Origin of the sequence: Acidovorax sp. LjRoot38 (assembly GCF_964252975.1) — a bacterium.
GTDB classification, from domain to species: Bacteria; Pseudomonadota; Gammaproteobacteria; order Burkholderiales; family Burkholderiaceae_C; genus Acidovorax; species Acidovorax facilis.
In genome coordinates, this window is record NZ_CAXUPT020000018.1 from 12,922 (window position 1) to 31,526 (window position 18,605).

Below are 18,605 nucleotides of genomic sequence, written 5' to 3' on the forward strand. Positions count from 1 at the left end.
CGTAAACGTGAAAATGGCCCCCGAAGGGGCCATGGATCACGCTGGCGGGGGAAGGGGGCGGCCCGGACCGCCGGGCTGCATCAGGTGAGCAGCGCCTGCGCGAACTCGCGCGCGTTAAAGGTTTCCAGGTCTTCGAGCTTTTCGCCCACGCCGATGAAATACACCGGAATCGGGCGCTCCTGCGCGATGGCGGCCAGCACACCGCCCTTGGCCGTGCCGTCGAGCTTGGTCACGATGAGGCCTGTGAGCTGCAGCGCGTCGTCAAACGCCCGCAACTGGGCCAGGGCGTTCTGGCCAGTGTTGCCGTCGATCACCAGCAGCACCTCGTGCGGGGCCGTGGCGTCGGCCTTGGTCACCACGCGGCGGATCTTTTTCAGCTCTTCCATCAGGTGCAGCTGGGTGGGCAAACGGCCCGCCGTGTCCACCAGCACCACATCCTTGCCGCGCGCCTTGCCGGCCGTGACGGCGTCAAAGCTCACGGCGGCCGGGTCGCCGCCTTCCTGGCTCACGATTTCGACCGTGTTGCGGTCGGCCCAGACGCCGAGCTGCTCGCGCGCTGCCGCGCGGAAGGTGTCGGCCGCCGCCAGCAGCACGGCCGCCCCTTCGCCAGCCAGGTGTTTGGTGAGTTTGCCAATCGAGGTGGTCTTGCCCGCGCCATTGACGCCCGCCACCATGATCACCGTGGGGGTGTGTTCGCCGATGACCAGGGCTTTTTCGAGCGGGCGCAGCAGGTCGGTCAGTGCGTCGGCCAGCAAACCCTTGACAGCGGCGGGGTCGGTGGCCTTGGCCTCCTTCACGCGGCGCTTGAGGTCGGCCAGCAGGTGGGTGGTGGCCTTGACACCGGTGTCGGCCATCAGCAGGGCCTCTTCCAGCTCTTCATACAGCGCATCGTCAATCTGCGTGCCGGTGAACACCGTGGTGATGCTGCTGCCGGTTTTGCGCAGGCCGGCCTTGAGGCGATCCAGCCAGCCCTTGCGTTCCGTGGGGGCGGCTGCCGGTGCGGAAGCGGGTGCTAGGGCAGCGATGGCGGGGGCTGCCACCGGCACGGGTGCCGCAGGAGTTGCGTGAACCGGGGCTGCCACCGGCATGGATGCCGCAGGAGTTGCCTGAACCGGGGCTGCCACCGGCACAGGTGTGGGAACGGGTGTGGCCGGGGGCGCTGCGGCGGGCACTGGCGCAGGCGGTGGGGCTGGCGCTGTTACGGGCGTGGGCGCCGGAGCTGCCTCGGGCGCCTTGGGGGCAAACGGGTTGCGCAGCCAGCCAAACGCTGCCGGTGCTTCGACCGGCGGTGGCGCGGGCACGGGCGCTGGGGCGGGCGAAGGGGCCGGAGACGGCGGCTGCGCCGCCGCAGCTGTCGCCGCTGGCACGACCGGGGTGTGGGGGGCGGCAGGCGCCGGAGCGCCGTGCGAAACGGCCGGGGAGGGCGCATCGGACAGTGTGGGCGTCGATGGCGGAGCGGCGGGCTTTTTCTTGAAAAAACTGAACATTGGAGGGTTCTTAGAATCATCCATTCTATGAAACGTGCTTTCACCCTACTGGGCCTGCTGGCCTGCCTCTCGTCCGGGGCTGCCTTTGCGGCAACGCCTCCCGCCTCTCAACCCCCCGCTGCGCCTTCCACCACGCCGTCCGCCACGGCCTCTGGCGCGCAGCAGTTCACGCTCAAGAACGGCATGCAGCTCATCGTGCAGCCCGACCGGCGTGCCCCCACTGCGGTGCACATGGTGTGGGTGCGCGTGGGCTCCATGGACGAGGTGGATGGCACCACGGGTGTGGCCCATGTGCTGGAGCACATGATGTTCAAAGGCACCAAGACGTTGCCGCCGGGCGAGTTCTCGCGGCGTGTGGCGGCTTTGGGCGGGCGCGAAAACGCTTTCACCAGCCGCGACTACACGGGTTACTACCAGCAGATCCCGTCCAACCGGCTCGAAGATGTGATGAAACTCGAATCCGACCGGTTTGCCAACAACCACTGGCCGGATGACGAGTTCAAGAAGGAGCTGGAGGTCGTCAAGGAAGAGCGCCGCCTGCGCACCGAAGACCAGCCGCGCGCCATGCTGGCCGAGCAGCTGTTTGCCGCCACCTTCACCGCATCGCCCTACCGCCGCCCGATCGTGGGCTGGATGAGCGACCTGGATGCCATGACACCGAATGATGCGCGCGCCTTCTACCGCCAGTGGTACACGCCCACCAACGCCGCCGTGGTGGTGGCAGGTGATGTGGACGTGGCCCAGGTCCGCGCACTGGCCGAGAAGTATTACGGCAGTCTGCCCGCCCACGCGCTGCCCGAGCGCAAGCCCCGCACCGAGCCCGCGCAGCAGGGCCTGCGCCGCATTGCCGTGAAGGCCCCGGCCGAGCAGGCCTACGTGGCGCTGGCGTTTCGTGCGCCCAGCCTGAACCGTGTGGAGAACCTGACCGAAACCGACCGCGATGCTCTGGCGCTCATGGTGCTGTCGGCGGTGTTCAACGGCTACGACGGCGCGCGGCTCGACCGTGCGCTGACCCAGGGCGAAAACCGCGTGGCCGACAGCGCCAGCAGCGGCGCCATGGTCACGGGCCGTGGCCCCAGCCTGTTCATGCTCAGCGGTGTGCCCGCTGCAGGCAAGACGGCCCAGCAGGTGGAAGACGCGCTGCGCGCCGAGGTCACCCGCGTCGCCCGCGATGGGGTCAGCGAGGCTGAGCTGACCCGCGTGAAGACGCAGTGGATCGCCTCGACCGTGTACGAACGCGACTCGGTGATGAACCAGGCGCAGGAGCTGGGGGGCAACTGGATTCAGGGCTTCCCGCTCGATGCCAACGAACGCCTTCTGGAACTGCTGCGCACCGTGACGCCCGCCCAGGTGCAAGCCGTGGCCGCCAAATATTTTGGCGACGACCAGCTCACGGTGGCCACCTTGCTGCCCCAGCCGCTGGATTCCCCCCGCCCCCGCGCACAGCCCGCACCCGGTGCGTCCCGCCACTGAACCCGCTTTGCGCCCTATTTCATGATTACTATTAAAAACATAGCTGCTCGCGCTTTACTGATAAGCGCTGGAGCCATTTTTTGTTCAAATTCTGCCTGGGCGCTGCTGCCCATCCAGCACTGGACGGAGGGGAACGGCGCCAAGGTCTACCTGGTTGAAAGCCCGGTCATCCCCATGGTGGACGTGCAGATCGACTTCGATGCTGGCAGCCGCCGCGACCCGGCGGGCCAGTCGGGCCTGGCCAGCGCTGTGGCCGCCATGGCCAGCAAGGGCGTGAAGGCCGGGCGCGACACAAGCACCGAACCCGCGCTGGACGAAAACGGCCTGGGCGAGGCCTGGGCCGACCTGGGCGCCAGTTTCGAGGTGGCCGCCGACAACGACAGGCTGCAGTATTCACTGCGCTCGCTCACCGACCCGCCGCTGCTCGACAAGGCCGCCCGTCTGGCCGCGCGCCAGATCGGCGAGCCCAGTTTTCCGGCCGACGTGTGGCCACGCGACCGCGCCCGCTGGAGCGCCAGCATCAAAGAGTCGCTGACACGCCCGGCCACCGTGGCCAACCACGCGTTTGAAGCCGCCGTGTACGGCAGCCATCCCTACGGCGTGCAGACCACCGCAGAGACGCTGGCGCGCATCAGCGTGGCCGACATGCAGGCGTTTCACACCCAGCACATCGGCGCCTGCCGCGCCAAGGTCAGCATTGTGGGCGCCGTGTCGCGCACACAGGCCCAGGCGCTGGTGGCCACGCTGCTGTCGCGCCTTCCCGCCAGCACCGGCTGCGCGCCGCTGCCGCCTGTGGGCGAGATCGCAGCGCTCGCTGCCCCCGCCGAGCAGAACATCCCCTTCACCTCGGCCCAGGCCCATGTGCTGATTGGCCAGCCGGGCTTCCAGCGGCGCGACCCGGACTTTGTGGCGCTGCTGGTGGGCAACCACATCCTGGGCGGAGGCGGTTTTGTCTCGCGCCTGACCAACGAGGTGCGTGAAAAGCGCGGCCTCAGCTACAGCGTGTACAGCTACTTTGCCGCTGGCATGCACGCCGGCGCCTTCACCGTGGGCCTGCAGACGCGCCCCGACCAGGCGGCCCAGGCCGTGAAGGTCTCGCGCGACGTGATCGCACGTTTTGTGGCCGAAGGCCCCACCGAGGCCGAGCTGCGCGCCGCCAAGGACAACCTCATCGGCGGCTTTGCGCTGCGCATCGACAGCAACAAGAAGCTCCTGGGCAACGTGGCCAACATCGCCTGGAACGAGTTGCCGCTGGACTACCTGGACCAGTGGACGAAGAAGGTCGAAGCCCTTACCGTGGCCGACGTGCGCACGGCCATGGCCAAGAAGCTGCAACCCGAACGCATGGTGACCGTGGTGGTGGGGGGCAAGCCATGAGCCGCTCAACCCTGAAGACCACCGCCATCAACGCCGAGATCCGCAAAGCCCAGGCTGCAGCGGCCCCCCCCCCGGTTGCCGCTGGCAAAAAGGGCGCGCCCAAGGACAAGGCCGTTGCCGCAGCAGCGCCCAAGGGCGCGGGCGAAATCCGCATCATTGGCGGGCAATGGAAACGCACCCGCCTGCCCGTGGCCCAGCGCCCCGGCCTGCGCCCCACGCCCGACCGCGTGCGCGAAACGCTGTTCAACTGGTTGGGCCAGGACCTGACCGGCTGGCGCTGCCTGGATGCCTTTGCGGGCACGGGCGCGTTGGGGCTCGAAGCCGCGTCGCGTGGAGCGGCCGCCGTGCAGCTGGTGGAAAGCGATGCCGCTCTGGTGGCCCAGCTGCACACCCTGCAGCAGCGCCTTTCGGCCACGGCCGTGCGCGTGCAGCGTGGCGACGGGATTGCCGCCCTCAAACAGGCGGCGCCCGCCAGCATCGACCTGGTGCTGCTGGACCCGCCGTTTGACAGCGACCTGTTCGTCGCTGCCCTGCAGGCCGCTTCCAAGGCTGTGGCCGCCCAGGGCTTTGTCTACCTCGAAGCGCCCCGCGCCTGGACGGACGACGAGCTGGCCGCGAGTGGCCTGGTGCTGTACCGCCACCTCAAGGCCGGCGCCGTGCACGCGCACCTGCTTCAGCGCAGCACCTGAAGCACGCAGGGCCGCAGACCCGCAGCGGCCTACCTTTTCAACGTCGCCAGCCGGATGCTGCCGTCGGCTTCGATGCCCGCCATGTTCCAGCGCAGCATCTGCGGCAGCCCCGCCAGCGTGGGCTGGCGCACCCAGGCCAGGTGCACCGTGTAGCTGCCCGCAGGTGGGCTCGGCAAGGTCCAGGTGGTGTTGATCTGCGCGGGCACACCCGGAAGAATGGCACGCGCCTGGGCGGTGCTCAGCAGCTCTCGGCTGGCCACCACCTGGCCGGTGCCATCGCGCAGCTGAGCCTGCAGTTGCCAAGGGGTGTAGAGCGGTGCGTTACCCGTGTTGTCCACGCGCACCTGCACCTGCACCGTGCTGGGCGTGGGGGCCGTGACAGTGATGGGCCCCAGCGCAAAGCGGTAGCCCGCCTCGCGCCCCACGGCCGCCAGGTGGGCCTGTTCGGTGCCCGTAAAGCTGGACCACGGCGCGTTCAGGTTGCCATTGCCCACGGTGGAGACATGGAAGTCGCGCACCTGCTGCAGCGCGGTGGCGGCGTTGGTCTTGGACTCGCCGGGGCCGAAGGGGCAGAACTCCGCGATCCAGGGGGCGGTCTTCCAGCGGTCCGAGATCTGTGCCCAGTCGCTCGGGCGGTCGGTCCACTGCTTCATGAAGCCGTCCTGCGCCAGGCAGTCCCAGCGCAGGCCCACCGGCAGCGTGGTGGTGGTCTGCTGGAAGAACGCGTACTGCAGCGTGTCCAGGTTGGCATGCGGGATGAACATCGCATGCTGCGCATCCGGGAACCTGTCGAAATGCATCTGCGCAATGCTGCGCTTGGTGGCGTTGGAGGCCGGGGTGATGCCTTGAGTTTCCAGGGCCGGTGTGTAGACCACGTTGCTGGTGCTCATGGCCCACTCGCCGTATTGCCCGTACAGGCCCACGTCGATCCAGGCCAGGTCCGACGTGTCGCCCAGCGCGGCGGCCACGGCCTGCAGCAGGGCCTGCATGCGCTCCAGCACATAGGGGTGGTTCCAGTTGGGCACCAGCGTGGGAGGCAATGCGGGCGCGGGCGGGGTGGGGGCGGGCATCGGGGCCGCCCACACACAGGCGGGGTTGGGTGCCGAGCATTGCGGCTGCGCCGTGCCCGCACCGTGCAGGTAGGTGGGCACGTCCAGCGTGTTGGTGCCGTAGCCGCGCATGGCCTGGATGCGAAACGCAAACTGCCGCCCAGCGGCCCTCGCTGCATCGCGCGCGGCCACCAGGTTGCCGAGGGTGTATTGGCCGGGTGTGTTGCCTTCCAGGTCTTTCCAGAGGTAGCGCTGGTAGGCGGCCTGGGGTGGTGCCGATTGTGCGAGCGGCACGTCACCCGGGTCCGAGCGCCACTGGTAGTAGCCCCGGCCGGGGTTGGGGGTCAGGTCGCTGGCGATGGCCAGGGGCGCGAGCAGGGAGTTCACTGAAACCACGCTCCATCCCGCGCTGGGCGGGGGGGGCTCCGGAGGAGGTGGCGGTGGTGGTACCGAGGGTGGCTGCGACGGCGGCGGCGATGGGGGTGGTGCAGACGGGGGCTGCACCGGCGGTGCCGTGGGGGCCGGCGGGGGCGGTGGTGGGGGTTCCGGCGTGGGCCCTGGTGCGGGCGCCGTGCCTGGGGCTGGCGTGGGAGTGGGAGTGGGTGCCTCGTTGGCGTCCCCGCCGCCACAGGCCGCCGCAAACAGGGCGGCCGCCAGGGCCGTGAGCCGCGCCATGCGGACGGGGTTCAAGGTGCTGAAGGTGTTCATGGACGCCATTTTTTGAATGAAATTGGGCTCTAGCGCTTATCTGATAAGCGCTAGCAGCTATTGTTTTTGATGTGATCTGTCCGGCGCGGTGGTCTCGGCTTCCGGGATCACCGTCAACCGCAGTGCATCTCCCTCCAGCGTGTAGGCGAAGGTGTAGCGGCCCGGCTCCAGGGTGGCGCGGCCTTGTGGGAAGGAGGTGTCGGTCACGTCGGTGAGCTGGCGCTGGGCCAGCTGGATGCGGGTCTTGCGGTAGTGCGCCAGCGTGGCCGGAACGGCGTGCCACCGGCTGGTCTGGCCGGGCAGCAAGGGACCCAGGTCCACATCGCTGCGGGTGCGCGGCAGGCCTTGCCAGACATGCTCGAACACCTCCTGGCTGTTGTTGCGTACGCGCAGCCACACCGTGGGGTGGTCCTGCGCGTGGGCCAGTCCGGGTGCCAGCACGGGCAGCAGCCGCAGGAGTGTGCGACGCATCATTCCGAATCCTTCAGGCTTTGCAGGTCCCTGCTCAGGTCGCACACCCGCGCGCGTCGGCGCTCCAGCGCAGCACCGGCGATGTTGAGCGCGGCCGATGTGCCCTGGTCGGCATGCAGCATGGCGTCCCACTGGCCCTGCGCGGTGTCGAACGCCAGCCATGCGCGCTGCGCCGCACGCAGGGCGTCACGCCGGGTCGGGCCAGCGGCCTTGAGGGCCTGGGCGTAGACGCGGTTGAGCTCCTTGTCCCACGCGGCGTAGGCGGCCGACTGCGCGTCACGCAGGTCCACCGTCACGCCCCCGCTGCGTTCGGCGGCCGCAGCCTGGGCCTTGTCGATGGGGTGGGCAGAGGTCTGGCCGCAGAAGTGTTCGGCGGCGTGGGCTGTGTGTGTCCCGACGGCCAGCAGGGTGAGTGCGGCCAGCAGTGCAAGGGTGGTGTTGTACAAGGGCTGGTGCAGGGGATGTTGCATGGGAGGCCTTCTTTCTGGCGTTCTTCTCTTTTCAGGGGGAGTGCAGGAAGCTCATGCGCCCACCCACAGGAGCGCTGCCAGGGTGGACAGCAGCGCGAGCACGGTGAAAGCGACTACCGCGCCACCGCTGGCCGCTGCCACGCTGACCGCGGTGGACCAGCCGCGCGCCTGGCCACAGTGGGCAAGGTGGCGAGCAAGCCCCAGCGCGGCGAGCCAGCCCAGCACCAGCAGCACGGCCAGGGCGCCCAGCAGCTTTCCGCCCTGGGTGGAGTTCATCCCGTTGCTGCCGAGCAGTGCCGTAAACATGAAAAACAGCGCGGGCAGCAGATTGGCAGCGCCCGCCAGGAGCATGGTGAGGGTCGTGGCTGACATGCGGTGGGCCTGCGGCTTACTCCGTGACGGCGTAGCTCAGCACATCCAGCGACTGCGTGTGCTGGGGGTTGCCCGAGATCCAGTCCGCACGGGCGATCACCGTGTACACCCTGCCCTGTTCCAGCTTGCCGCCAGGTTGCAGGGCGGCGGTGCGCGGGTCTACGTAGAGCATGGCCGTGAACCCTTCGGCGCTGCGAAGCAGCACGGCCTGCTTGCCGTTTTTCACCTTGATATCGCTCACCCAGGCCGCCTTGTTGCCGGTGGGCGGGTTCAGGCTCTCCACGGTACCCGACAGGCGCACGATCTTGCGCCAGACCTTGCTGTCCTTCGGGTTGGTGACCTTGCCGCTTTCTGCGGCATCGGCCTTCTGAATGTCGCCCAGCGACTGGTAGGCGATGGTCCAGTCCGCGTGGCTGGTATCGCGGCGCAGGTGGTCGGCGGCGAGCATCAGGGTTTCCGTCCAGCCGCCGCAGGCGTTCTTCTTCTTGCACAGCGGCCAGGCTGTGCTGATCCAGCGCTTGAGCTGCTCGGCCTTGTCCTGGTGGCCGTCCATCTCCAGCGCCACGCCCGCGCCCAGCACGGCGGCGGCCTGGTTCTGCTCGGGCGCCACCACCAGCACGGCGCCGTTGCCCACATCGAGCTTGCCTACGCGCAGCTGGCGCATCATGGCGTGGGCATATTCATTGGCGCTCTTGCCGCCCAGGTCCTTCACCAGCAGGGTGACGATCTCCACGCCCGTTTTCTGCGCATGCTCGTACATCTGCTTTTCAAACTGAGCACGGATGGCCGGGTCCAGGATGCCGAACTCGTCGTAGATGAACTGGGTGCCCTTGGACGGGATGGCGGCCGCGTCCACCTTGGGCAGGGTTTCGGCCGCGGCGGCGAGGGCTGGGGCGGGCGTCTTGGCCGAGGGGACCGCCGGTGCTGCCGTGGGCGCTGGCGCCTTGGCGATCGTGGTGGCGGGTGCCGGGGCGGGCGATGCGGCAGCCGGTGCCGGTGCAGCGGGGGCAGCCGCTGCGGTGCGCACCGGCAATCCGCCAGAGCACTGCGGCCCACCGCCTTGCAGCTCGCAGGCTTCTGTCCAGCCGCTGGCAATGGCGGCCAGGCGCTTCTTGCGGCCCGGGTGGGTTTCGCCGTCCTTCTCGGGGATCAGCGTGGCAATGGCGCGCTGGGCGTCGGCCAGCGGCGCGCCCATCTTGTAGAGCACAAAGCCGCTGAACTTGTCCGACTCCAGCTCGATGGGCGGCTGGCTGCCGCCGGGCACGATGGTGTGGCCCGAGAGGTGGTGCCCGATCTCGTGGGCCATGATGCTCACGGGCGCCCAGTTGTTGGATTTGGTGGCCTGAATGACTTCGCCCATGAAGGCCGGGTTGTAGGCAATCACGCGGCGCGGCACCTTGTCAGGCCCCTGCATGATCACCGCCGCCGCGTTGGGCACCTTGCCCTCCACCACCACAAAGTTGGCGGGCAGGCCGGTGTATTTCATGATCTCGGCCACCACCTGTTTGCCGGTGCCGCCGCCCTTGGACAGGTCGGGTGGCGAGAAGGCCAGCGGGCTGCCGTCGTACGAGCAGGCCTGCAGCGTGGCGGCCAGCTCGGCCGCCAGCTGGGCCTTGCTGGGCTTGGCCACGGCAGCCGTCTTTTGGGCCATGGCCAGGCCGCCCACGGCCAGGCCCAGCATGGTGGCGCAGGCGAAGGCGACAGGGCGAACAATGCGGTGTTTCATGGGGATGGGTTCCTTGGGTTGGGATCAGTGAATGCGGTGGCCGGTTGCGCTGCGTGTTGCGCGCAGCCGTCGATACTGTCGCGCCCCAAGCCAGGGCGGCCGAGCAAGGGCCGCCCCGCAGTGAGGGCAGCGTCCCCCTGCCCGCATTGCGTAGCAATGCGAGAGCGGGGGGGAAGGCGCCGAAGGCGACTCAGGGGGTGTCTCATGCTGTCACGAGGGCCGCCACGCGCAGCACGCGCTGGGCCAGTTCGGCCTGGCCGCGTGTGCCGGTCTTGGCGTACAGGCTGGCCAGCTGGGAGCGCACGGTGGGCATCTTCACGTGCCGGTTGTCGGCCATTTCGCGCGGCGTCATGCCCTGCAGCAGCAGGGGCAGCAGGGCGGCTTCGGCAGGAGTCAGGCCATAGAGCGCGCTGCACACCGACACCGTGGCGCCCGCGTGCGGCGGCGCCTCGGGCACCAGGATGAACTGGGCCAGCGGCTCGGCGGCGGGCCCCGGGCCATTGCGCAGCGGCGCGGCCAGGGCCACCAGCGTCCCCGGCGCGGTGTCGTGCTGGGTCTGCAGCCGGGCCGAGACGGGCGAGCGTGTGCTCAGGCTGGCGGTGAGCAGTGGCGCCAGCCCGGGGTGGATCTGCGCCAGCTGCAAGGGCTGGCGCGCCTGCCAGCCCGTGGCGTTGCGCAGCAGGATGCGGCATTCGTCCTCCACCCTCAGCCAGGCGCGGGCGTGTTCGTTCAGGTAGCGCACCTCGCCACGCTGGTTCACATGCATCAGCCCCAGCGGCAGCTGGTCCAGCGTGCGCTCCAGCGCACTGCTGTGGCGGCGGGCCTGCTGCAGGCGGCGCTGGGCGCGCATGAGGCTGCGCACCCAGGGCGTCACGGTGCGCAGCCGGGCAAATTGTTCGGGCGTGAACTCGTTCTGGCCCAGGTCGTTGTACATCGCCAGCACGTGCATGCCCACCTCGGGCGAGGCCTCCACGATGCTGTTGACCATGGCATCGATGCCCAGGGGCTTGAGGTAGTCGGCATAGAACGCGCCACGGCGCAGGGCTGGGGTGCTGACGAGCTGCTGGCTCAGCGAACCGCCGCGTGCCAGCGCCTCACCCTGCTGGCGCACGAGCGCTTCGCTCCACGCATCGCTGCCCTGGATCAGGTTCGCATAGCGCGCCAGAAAATCATCGGGCATGCCCCATTGGTAGGCGGCCAGCGGGTCGTCCGAGCCGGGCAGGGGGCAAAACAGCACCACCTTGTGGCTGCCCAGCGATTCGCCCACGCGGTGCAGCAGGCGCTCCACCATGCCGGGCTCGCCCAGGGCCTCCAGGCTTTCAGCCATCAGGGTCTCGAAACCCGGTATTCCCACAGGCTGCGGGTCCCGCTCTTCACCGCTCAATGGGTGCTCCTCATCAGGTTGAATGAACTGCGCCGGATGGTAGGGTTGATGCCTGCGCCGCAACATCATTCAGGTGAAGGATGTGGCTGCGGCCCGACAGGTTTTCATGAACTTGTTCACGCTTTTCACGCGCCCATTTGCCACAGCACGAGTTCGACCACTGCGCGGGCATAAAGCTGGGTGGCCTGCCACTTGAGCGCCGCGAACAGCGCACCGGCCAGCAGCAGCCGCCAGCCATCGCGCCGCCAATCCAGCACCAAAAACTGCCGCAGCGCCACCATGAGCATCAGCGTCTGCAGCGCCGTCATGTACCAGGGAGACCAGGCCTTGTGCCACCTGAACAGCTCGGGCGACGACGCCAGCACCAGCGGCAGCTGGTTGACCATCTGCAGCGCAATGAACACCGCCTGGCAATACAGTGCCAGGGTCAGCAGCTCTGCCACGTTGTAGCCCCACCGGCGGAACACCAGCCACATGCTGGCAAACGCCGCCACCGCGCCCAGCGAGAACGACCACTTGGAGTAGCCCGTGACCAGAGCGACCATGCGCTGCGCCTCTTCGCTGGGCAGCTCGGGCCGCAAGTAGTCGGTGTGGCCCAGCACGATCAGCAGGAAGCCGATGGCCAGGCACAGCAGGGTCAGCGGGTGGGGGTGGTCCTTGCGCTGGCCCAGCACGTATTCGCGTGCGGTGGTGCCGGGCTGGGGCAGCACGCGCAGTGCGTTGCGGAGGGTGTTCCATTCAAACCAGCGAAAACGCTCCCACGCTTCCTTGCGCACGGTGCTGCTGCCCATGCGCGCGGCCTTCTTCTGCCCGCACTGCGCGCAAAACGGGCCAGAGAGCGCCGCGCCGCAGTTCAGGCATGCCTGGGTGTCGAACAGCGTGTCGCTGACGGTGGTGGGAGTGGGCTGGGGCGGACGGGGAATCACAAGGAAGGAACGGCGCAGGCCGGGCTGGGGTGGGCTGCGGATCGTAGGCTGTGGCCCGGCAGCCGCCATCGTTCACATGAACGACGATGAGCGACGGCGCTGCGTGGATTTGCTATGTTTTATGTAGCTATTGACGCTTGATGGATAAGCGCTGGCGCCCAAAAATTCCTAAAACTTCTTGCGACGCAGTGCCCCCATGCCCAGCGTGACCGCCGCGAGCGACAGCAGGATCAGCGCCCATTCACCCAGGGTGGGCACGGGGGTGGCGCCGACGGGGGGAACGTTGGGCGCGTTCACCGTGAAGTCGCAGGTGGCCGTGGGTGGGTTGGCGGGCCGGGGGCCCACCTGGTACAGCCAGGTGTTGGGGCGGGCCGGGTCATCGACCATGCGGACGTTGCCGCCGCAGTTGCCGCGGACCGTGCTGCCCACGGGGAGTGGCGGCGAAACGGCGCAGACCTGTTGGGGGCCGGGCACCGGGAAATCGGTGCAGGTAATGGTGAACGCGCCGGGCGGGTTGCTGATGGTGTTGATGGTGGCCCACTGGGCCTGGGCGCTTCCTGCGGCCAGGCAGGCGCTGACGGACACGGAGCGGAACAGGGCAACGCGGAAAATGCGGCGGCGGAGTTTCATGGGTGCGAGGCTTGGAAAAAAATGGACCATGCCGCCCGCTGGCGCGAGCGGCGACACGCAGGGACTGTAGAAAGCCCCGGCGCCCTTGCCCATCCGCTACCTGGAGGAGCCTCGCTCGCTATGTTCTCATTCGGGTAGATGATGACGGCAGCCAGGGGCAGCTCCTACGATCCGCCGCTTTCTATGAAACACATGGCCTGTGCGAAGCCGGGTGCCTGCGTCCGGCCCGCCTGCCTGCCTTTTGCAAAAGGTAACGGGCAGGGGGCAAACGCTGGGGCAGCTTTCCGGCGGGAGCAGGCTCTGCATGAAGGGAATGGGTTTGCATCCTGCTTTTTGCGATCTGCTGGCATCGGTGTCGGACGGCACCCGGTTTGGCGACACGCTGGCCCGCTACGCCGCCAGCTTTCGCGCGGACCTGCTCGGCGGAGCCTTCCTGGCCAGCGATCTGGACCAGCTGGCGCAGTGGGGCGCGGAGTTTGCCGCGCACCCCGAGGTGGACTACTGGCTGCAGTCGCCATCGAGCGACGGCGCGCCCGCGCTGCTGGCGATGGGCGTGACGCCCGAGGCGGCGCAGCGCTATGCCACGCACTTTCGCCTGCAAGACCCGCTGTGGGACGACGCCATGGCGCAGCGTGCGCGCACCGGCCCGTCGGGTGCCTGGGTGGCCACGGATGCGCCCGTGCACGCCACGCGCGGCTTTCGCCGCAGCGAGATCTACAGCGACTTCCTGCGCGAGTACGGCATCGGCACCCGCATGTTTGGCGGCAGCCAGGGCGCGTCGCACCCGGTGGGCAATTTGTTCATGTCGGTGTACCGCCAGGGGGACGACGAGGGCTTCACACCGGAGGAAGTCGCGCGTTTTCGCGCAGAGTTTGGCGGCGTGCAGCGCGCGGCCTTTCTGCACCGCGAGATGGTGGCGCTGCGCGCGCGCACCCAGGGCCTGGAGTCGCTGATGGAGCAGATGCCCATGGGCCTGCTGTTTTTTGACACTGCCGGCCGCCTGCTGCACGCCAATGCACGCGCCCGGCTGCTGAGCGCCCGGCCCGAAAGCGTGGCCCTGCGCACGCTGCTGCGCCGCCCGGTGCTGGCCAGCACGGCCGATGCCGCGCTGCGCGCGCTGTTCCAGCAATCGCTGCAGGGCCGCAGCGGCTGTGTGGAGCTGCCCGGCACCGAGGGCGGCTTGCTGCTGGTGACGCTGCCCCTGAGCGATCTGGCCGCGCTGGGCCTGAGCCACCGCGCGCCGGGCGTCGCCTGGGTGGTGCTGGAGCGCAGCCTGTGCAGCGAGGCCGCCGTCGCCCTGGCCCGCCAGGCCTACCGCCTGAGCCCGTCTGAGGCCGACCTGCTGCTGGCGCTGATGCGCGGCCAGACCCCGCAGGATTTTGCCGACGCACGCGGCTCGCGCATCTCGACCGTGCGCACGCAGATGAGCGCGCTGCTGGCCAAGACGCGCACCCAGCGCCAGCAGGATCTGGTGGCGCTGGTGGCCCGGCTGATGCTGCTGGCACCGGGCAACGTGGCACTGCAGGGGATTGCGGTGGTGTGATCTCGTGGGGAGAGGGCGGCCCGCCGGTCCATGTTGCAGTGCACTGCATAATGCGCGCACGCGGCCCGCAGGCCCTGCGGCACGGGTGGTTCATCCGCTCCCAGGGCCCGGGCCAACGTCTATACAGCCAGACAGGAGACAACCAGCCATGGCCCAGAACGTGCTCGCCGTGTACCCCGGAACCTTTGACCCCATCACGCTGGGCCATGAAGACGTGGTGCGCAGGGCCACCCAGTTGTTCGAACGCGTGATCGTGGCCGTGGCTGCGGGCCACCACAAGAAGACGCTGTTCACCCTGGAAGAACGCATCGACATGGTCCGCGAGGCGGTCAAGAACTACCCACAAGTGCAGGTCGAGGCCTTCTCGGGCCTGCTGCGCGACTTTGTCGTGGAGCGTGGCGGCAAGGCCATGGTGCGTGGCCTGCGCGCCGTGACCGACTTTGACTACGAGTTCCAGCTGGCGGGCATGAACCGTAGCCTGATGCCGCAGGTGGAAACCGTGTTCCTCACCCCCAGCGACAAGTACCAGTTCATCAGCAGCACCTTTGTGCGCGAGATCGCCGTGCTCGGCGGCGAGGTGACCAAGTTTGTGTCGCCCTCGGTGGAGCAGCGGCTGGCCGAGAAGGTGCGCACGCTCACGCCGCCCTGATTTTTAGCCAAAACAGCCTCTGGCGCTTATCTGGTAAGCGTGAGAAGCTATATAAATAGTAGCAAACTCTCTGTGGCGGCAGTGCTCACGCCACGGCCTCAAGGCGGCGCGCCACCTCCGCCGCCTCGGCCCGCAGGGCATCCAGCATGGGCGCCACCTCGGGCAGCGGTGGGCGGTACAGCGGCAGTACGGCCGCCACGCTGAACGGGATCGACAACGCGAGCCGACGCACCACCAGCCGGCCATTGGCTGCGGCGGTCAGGGCCGTCAGCGGGTTGACGATGGCCAGCCCCAGGCCATGCTCCACCATCGCGCACACGGCAGCCGCGCTGTGGGTTTCCATGCGCAGCGTGCGTGGCACGGCGGCTTCGGCGAAGCGCGCGTCAATGATGCGGCGATAGGGGTCGTCGGCCGACAGGCTCACAAAGGGCTGGTCGGCAAAGTCCGCCAGCTGCAGCACGGGTTGGCGGGCCAGGGCGTGGCTTGCGGGCAGCACGGCCACTTCGTCCAGGGTGAGCAGCACCTCGGCGCGGGTGCCGGGCGGGGCTGCGGTCTGCTCGCACAGGCCCAGGTCAAAACGCTGGGCACTCATCCATTCTTCGAGCAGCGGCGAATCCTGCGGCGTGACCGACAGGCGCGCGTGGGGCTGCGCCTGCATCAGCCGCGCCGCCGCGCCGGGCAGCAGCGCATGCGCCAGCGCGGGCAGGCACAGCACTGCCAGCTGCACGGCGTCGGGCCGGCCCAGCGCCACGGCGCGGTCCACCACGCGCTCCAGCCCCTGCCACGAGCGTTGTACCTCGTCCCACAGCGCCAGTGCCCGCGCATTGGCGCGCAGGCGGCCCTGTATGCGCTCGAACAGCGTATAGCCCAATAACGATTCAAGCCGGGCCAGCTCGCGGCTCACCGTGGGCTGCGAGCTGTGCAGCAGGTCGGCGGCGCCGGTGGCGCTGCCAGCGGTCATCACGGCGCGGAACACCTCGATGTGCCGGTGGGTGATGCGGTGGGCCAGTGCGGTGTCGGTCATGGGCAAAGCATATCCATATTGAATAGAGGATGTAAATCAAAGCATTCGACCAAATACCTTGGAAGGGGCATCATCCGCGCTTCCATTCAGTCATGACTTACGCAAAACAGGGTTCAGGCAAGCGGTTCACCCCAGGGCGAGGCGGTTGTTGCATCCCGATTTGCGTAAGTCCTATCAGTCTTTGTGCCTTCGGAGTCCCCATGTCCAACCCCTTCTCGCCCGCCCAGCTGTGGTCCCTGGCCGACCAGTTCGGCACCCCCTTGTGGGTGTATGACGCGGCCACCATCCGCCAGCGCATTGCGCAGGTGTCCAATTTCGAGACCATCCGGTTCGCGCAGAAGGCCTGCTCCAACATCCACATCCTGAAGCTCATGCGCGAGCAGGGCGTGAAGGTGGATGCGGTCTCGCGCGGCGAGATCCTGCGTGCGCTGGCGGCCGGCTACGCGGCCGGCGGAGAGCCGTCGGAGATCGTCTTTACCGCCGACCTGTTCGACGCCGCCACGCTCGACTGCGTGGTGGAACACGGCGTGCCCGTCAACGCTGGCTCGATCGACATGCTGCACCAGCTGGGCGCGCGTTCGCCGGGCCATGCGGTGTGGCTGCGCATCAACCCCGGCTTTGGCCATGGCCACAGCAACAAGACCAACACGGGTGGCGAGCACAGCAAGCACGGCATCTGGCACACCGACCTGCCTGCAGCGCTGGCCGCGATCCAGCAGCACGGCCTGAAGCTCGTGGGCCTGCACATGCACATCGGCTCGGGCGTGGACTACAGCCACTTGCAGGAGGTGTGTGGTGCGATGGTCAACCTGGTGCGCACGGCGCATGCGGCCGGGCATGACCTGCACGCCATCTCGGCCGGTGGCGGCCTGTCCATCCCCTACCGCAGTGGCGACCCGGTGGTCGATACGCAGCATTACCACGGCCTGTGGGACGCCGCGCGGCAGCAGGCCGAGGCCATCGTGGGCCACAAGCTGGGCCTGGAGATCGAGCCCGGCCGCTACCTGGTGGCCGAATCCGGCGTGCTGCTGGGCCAGGTGCGCGCCACCAAGAACGCGGGCAACAACCACTTTGTGCTGGTCGATACCGGCTTCAACGAACTCATGCGCCCGTCCATGTACGGCAGCTACCACGGCATGAGCGTGCTGCGTCGCGATGGCTCGACGGCGGCAGAGCAACCCACGGTGGTGGCAGGCCCGTTGTGCGAATCGGGCGACGTGTTCACCCAGGGCGACGGCGGCGTGGTGCTGCCACGCGACCTGCCCGCCGCCCAGGTGGGCGATCTGCTGGTGATCCACGACACCGGGGCCTATGGCGCATCGATGTCCTCCAACTACAACACGCGTCCGCTGATTGCCGAGGTGCTCGTTGACGGTGGCCAGGCGCGCCTGATCCGCCGCCGTCAGACGGTGGACGAACTGCTGGCGCTGGAACTGGGGCTTTGATCGTGTTGTGGGGCGGGTGCCGCTCCCACAGCCGGTAGGCGCGCGCCTACGGCCACGCGCCGTGCTGGCGCACACGGGCGGGAAAAGGAGGGCCCTACAGTGAAATCACTTATCCCCTTCAACCCTTTTCAGGAGATCACTATGCCCATCATTGCCTGGCTGCTCGGCGTCCCACTGTCCGTTGTTCTGTTGCTCATGCTGTTCGGCGTGTTCTGATCCTGCCCCGCAAGGGGATTGCCAAAAAAGCCGCAGGGCGCCTATCCATGGTGCCCTGCGGCTTTTTTGCTGGGCATGCCTTTCGCCAAGGTCGTGCGTCCGTTCGTCCGCTTGCCATGCCAACCCGGGCTCCAGGGAACGAGAGAAGCCGCTAAGCTGGCCTTTCGCCCTATTTTCAACAGAGCGACGAGGCCCCGGCTGCCTCGCGCCACGCACGGCGCGCGGGCGGGTAGAGGCCACTTTGCCCACCCCTGGAGCCGCCATGGACGCCGAAGAACAGACCATTGTCGAGCTGGACTACCCCGGCGAATACCTGAGCCGCTTGGGCTGTGCCGAAACCAAGACCTGCAAGATCCGCCTGTCCCGCAAGGGCCAGGGGCTGCTGGCCCGCATGTACGCCCGCAAGGGCTACAGCATGCAGGCCACCTTGTCGCACGACTGCGACCTGAGCAGCCTGGTGGTGCAGATTGATGGACAGTCGCAGGGGACGATTTCGGTGCGCATGGATGACGGGCACCTAGCGGCCGAGGAGCAGTACCCCGAGTTCATCGCCGAACTGCGCCAGCGCGGCGCGCGCATCTGCGAAATGGGCAAGCTCGCAATGGACCCCGGGGTGCGTTCCAAGCATGTGCTGGGTGCCATCTTCCACATTGCGTGGATCGTGGCCTTCCGCGCCCGGCGCGCCACCGACATCGTCATCGAGGTGAACCCGCGCCACGCCCCGTTCTACCGGCGCATGCTGTGTTTTGACCAGATTGGCCCCGAACGCATGTGCGAGCGTGTGGGGGCGCCCGCCGTGTTGCTGCACATCGGCGCCGACAAGGGGCGCCGCCTCATCGACCAATTTGGCGGCCAGCCCAAGCTGGCCAGCGTGGAGCGCAGCTTCTACCCCTATTTCTTCCGCCCTGACGATGAAGAGGGGCTGCTGCGGCGCCTGTCGGTGGGGTAGCCGTCAGGTCTTGCGCG

General features: G+C 68.3%; 17 protein-coding genes. 7 read left to right on the forward strand and 10 right to left on the reverse strand.

The window, feature by feature from the left end; genetic code table 11:
* Positions 1-80: 80 nt before the first annotated feature.
* The gene (gene ftsY / locus ACSQ22_RS23295; protein ID WP_436131688.1) at positions 81-1,487 is read right to left on the reverse strand and encodes a signal recognition particle-docking protein FtsY; all 1,407 of its coding nucleotides are present in this window, start codon (positions 1,485-1,487) and stop codon (positions 81-83) included.
* Positions 1,488-1,514: 27 nt separating this feature from the next.
* Here ftsY and ACSQ22_RS23300 point away from each other — a divergent pair, with 27 nt between their 5' ends.
* From ACSQ22_RS23300 to rsmD, 3 genes are read left to right on the forward strand one after another with little or no spacing between them, the layout of a single operon-like run.
* Positions 1,515-2,960 carry a M16 family metallopeptidase gene (locus ACSQ22_RS23300; RefSeq protein WP_121420946.1) on the forward strand — a complete coding sequence of 482 codons (1,446 nt, stop codon included), beginning with the start codon at positions 1,515-1,517 and terminating at the stop codon, positions 2,958-2,960.
* A gap of 21 nt (positions 2,961-2,981) precedes the next feature.
* On the forward strand, positions 2,982-4,337 hold the full coding sequence (locus ACSQ22_RS23305; protein WP_436131689.1) for a M16 family metallopeptidase: 1,356 nt from the start codon (positions 2,982-2,984) through the stop codon (positions 4,335-4,337).
* A complete protein-coding gene (gene rsmD / locus ACSQ22_RS23310; protein ID WP_436131690.1) occupies positions 4,334-5,026 on the forward strand; it encodes a 16S rRNA (guanine(966)-N(2))-methyltransferase RsmD in 693 nt (230 codons plus the stop codon). Before ACSQ22_RS23305 ends, rsmD begins: the two co-directional genes overlap by 4 nt.
* A 29-nt stretch (positions 5,027-5,055) precedes the next feature.
* On the opposite strand, the gene ACSQ22_RS23315 is transcribed toward rsmD, so the two are convergent.
* From ACSQ22_RS23315 to ACSQ22_RS23350, 8 genes are all read right to left on the reverse strand, one after another.
* Entirely contained in the window at positions 5,056-6,783 is a 1,728-nt protein-coding gene (locus ACSQ22_RS23315; protein WP_436131691.1) for a DUF4832 domain-containing protein, read from the reverse strand.
* A 57-nt stretch (positions 6,784-6,840) separates the two neighbouring features.
* Positions 6,841-7,254 (reverse strand): hypothetical protein, encoded by a 414-nt coding sequence (locus ACSQ22_RS23320; protein ID WP_436131692.1) that lies wholly within the window; start codon positions 7,252-7,254, stop codon positions 6,841-6,843.
* Positions 7,254-7,724 (reverse strand): lysozyme inhibitor LprI family protein, encoded by a 471-nt coding sequence (locus ACSQ22_RS23325; RefSeq protein WP_436131693.1) that lies wholly within the window; start codon positions 7,722-7,724, stop codon positions 7,254-7,256. The genes ACSQ22_RS23320 and ACSQ22_RS23325 overlap by 1 nt, the downstream gene beginning before the upstream one ends.
* A gap of 51 nt (positions 7,725-7,775) precedes the next feature.
* A complete protein-coding gene (locus ACSQ22_RS23330) occupies positions 7,776-8,096 on the reverse strand; it encodes a hypothetical protein (RefSeq protein ID WP_436131694.1) in 321 nt (106 codons plus the stop codon).
* A gap of 16 nt (positions 8,097-8,112) precedes the next feature.
* Entirely contained in the window at positions 8,113-9,822 is a 1,710-nt protein-coding gene (locus ACSQ22_RS23335; protein WP_228896456.1) for a TPM domain-containing protein, read from the reverse strand.
* Positions 9,823-10,024: 202 nt separating this feature from the next.
* Complete coding sequence (locus ACSQ22_RS23340) at positions 10,025-11,149, reverse strand: helix-turn-helix transcriptional regulator (RefSeq protein ID WP_436131695.1); 1,125 nt, start codon at positions 11,147-11,149, stop codon at positions 10,025-10,027.
* A 182-nt stretch (positions 11,150-11,331) separates the two neighbouring features.
* A complete protein-coding gene (locus ACSQ22_RS23345) occupies positions 11,332-12,132 on the reverse strand; it encodes a hypothetical protein (RefSeq protein WP_436131696.1) in 801 nt (266 codons plus the stop codon).
* Between the two features lie 168 nt (positions 12,133-12,300).
* Positions 12,301-12,762, reverse strand: coding sequence for an IPTL-CTERM sorting domain-containing protein (locus ACSQ22_RS23350; protein ID WP_436131697.1), 462 nt, complete (start codon positions 12,760-12,762; stop codon positions 12,301-12,303).
* Positions 12,763-13,081: 319 nt separating this feature from the next.
* Here ACSQ22_RS23350 and ACSQ22_RS23355 point away from each other — a divergent pair, with 319 nt between their 5' ends.
* Both ACSQ22_RS23355 and coaD read left to right on the forward strand, forming a co-directional pair.
* Positions 13,082-14,305 (forward strand): helix-turn-helix transcriptional regulator, encoded by a 1,224-nt coding sequence (locus ACSQ22_RS23355; protein WP_436131698.1) that lies wholly within the window; start codon positions 13,082-13,084, stop codon positions 14,303-14,305.
* A gap of 148 nt (positions 14,306-14,453) precedes the next feature.
* Positions 14,454-14,954: a pantetheine-phosphate adenylyltransferase gene (gene coaD / locus ACSQ22_RS23360; RefSeq protein WP_055395514.1), complete on the forward strand. Its 501-nt coding sequence runs from the start codon at positions 14,454-14,456 to the stop codon at positions 14,952-14,954.
* Between the two features lie 85 nt (positions 14,955-15,039).
* Here coaD and ACSQ22_RS23365 read toward each other — a convergent pair whose 3' ends face one another.
* Complete coding sequence (locus tag ACSQ22_RS23365; protein ID WP_436131699.1) at positions 15,040-15,978, reverse strand: LysR family transcriptional regulator; 939 nt, start codon at positions 15,976-15,978, stop codon at positions 15,040-15,042.
* Between the two features lie 200 nt (positions 15,979-16,178).
* Here ACSQ22_RS23365 and lysA point away from each other — a divergent pair, with 200 nt between their 5' ends.
* Together lysA and ACSQ22_RS23375 are read left to right on the forward strand one after the other, a co-directional pair.
* Complete coding sequence (gene lysA, locus ACSQ22_RS23370; protein ID WP_436131700.1) at positions 16,179-17,423, forward strand: diaminopimelate decarboxylase; 1,245 nt, start codon at positions 16,179-16,181, stop codon at positions 17,421-17,423.
* Positions 17,424-17,901: 478 nt separating this feature from the next.
* Positions 17,902-18,588, forward strand: coding sequence for an N-acyl amino acid synthase FeeM domain-containing protein (locus ACSQ22_RS23375; protein ID WP_436131701.1), 687 nt, complete (start codon positions 17,902-17,904; stop codon positions 18,586-18,588).
* Positions 18,589-18,605 lie beyond the last annotated feature (17 nt).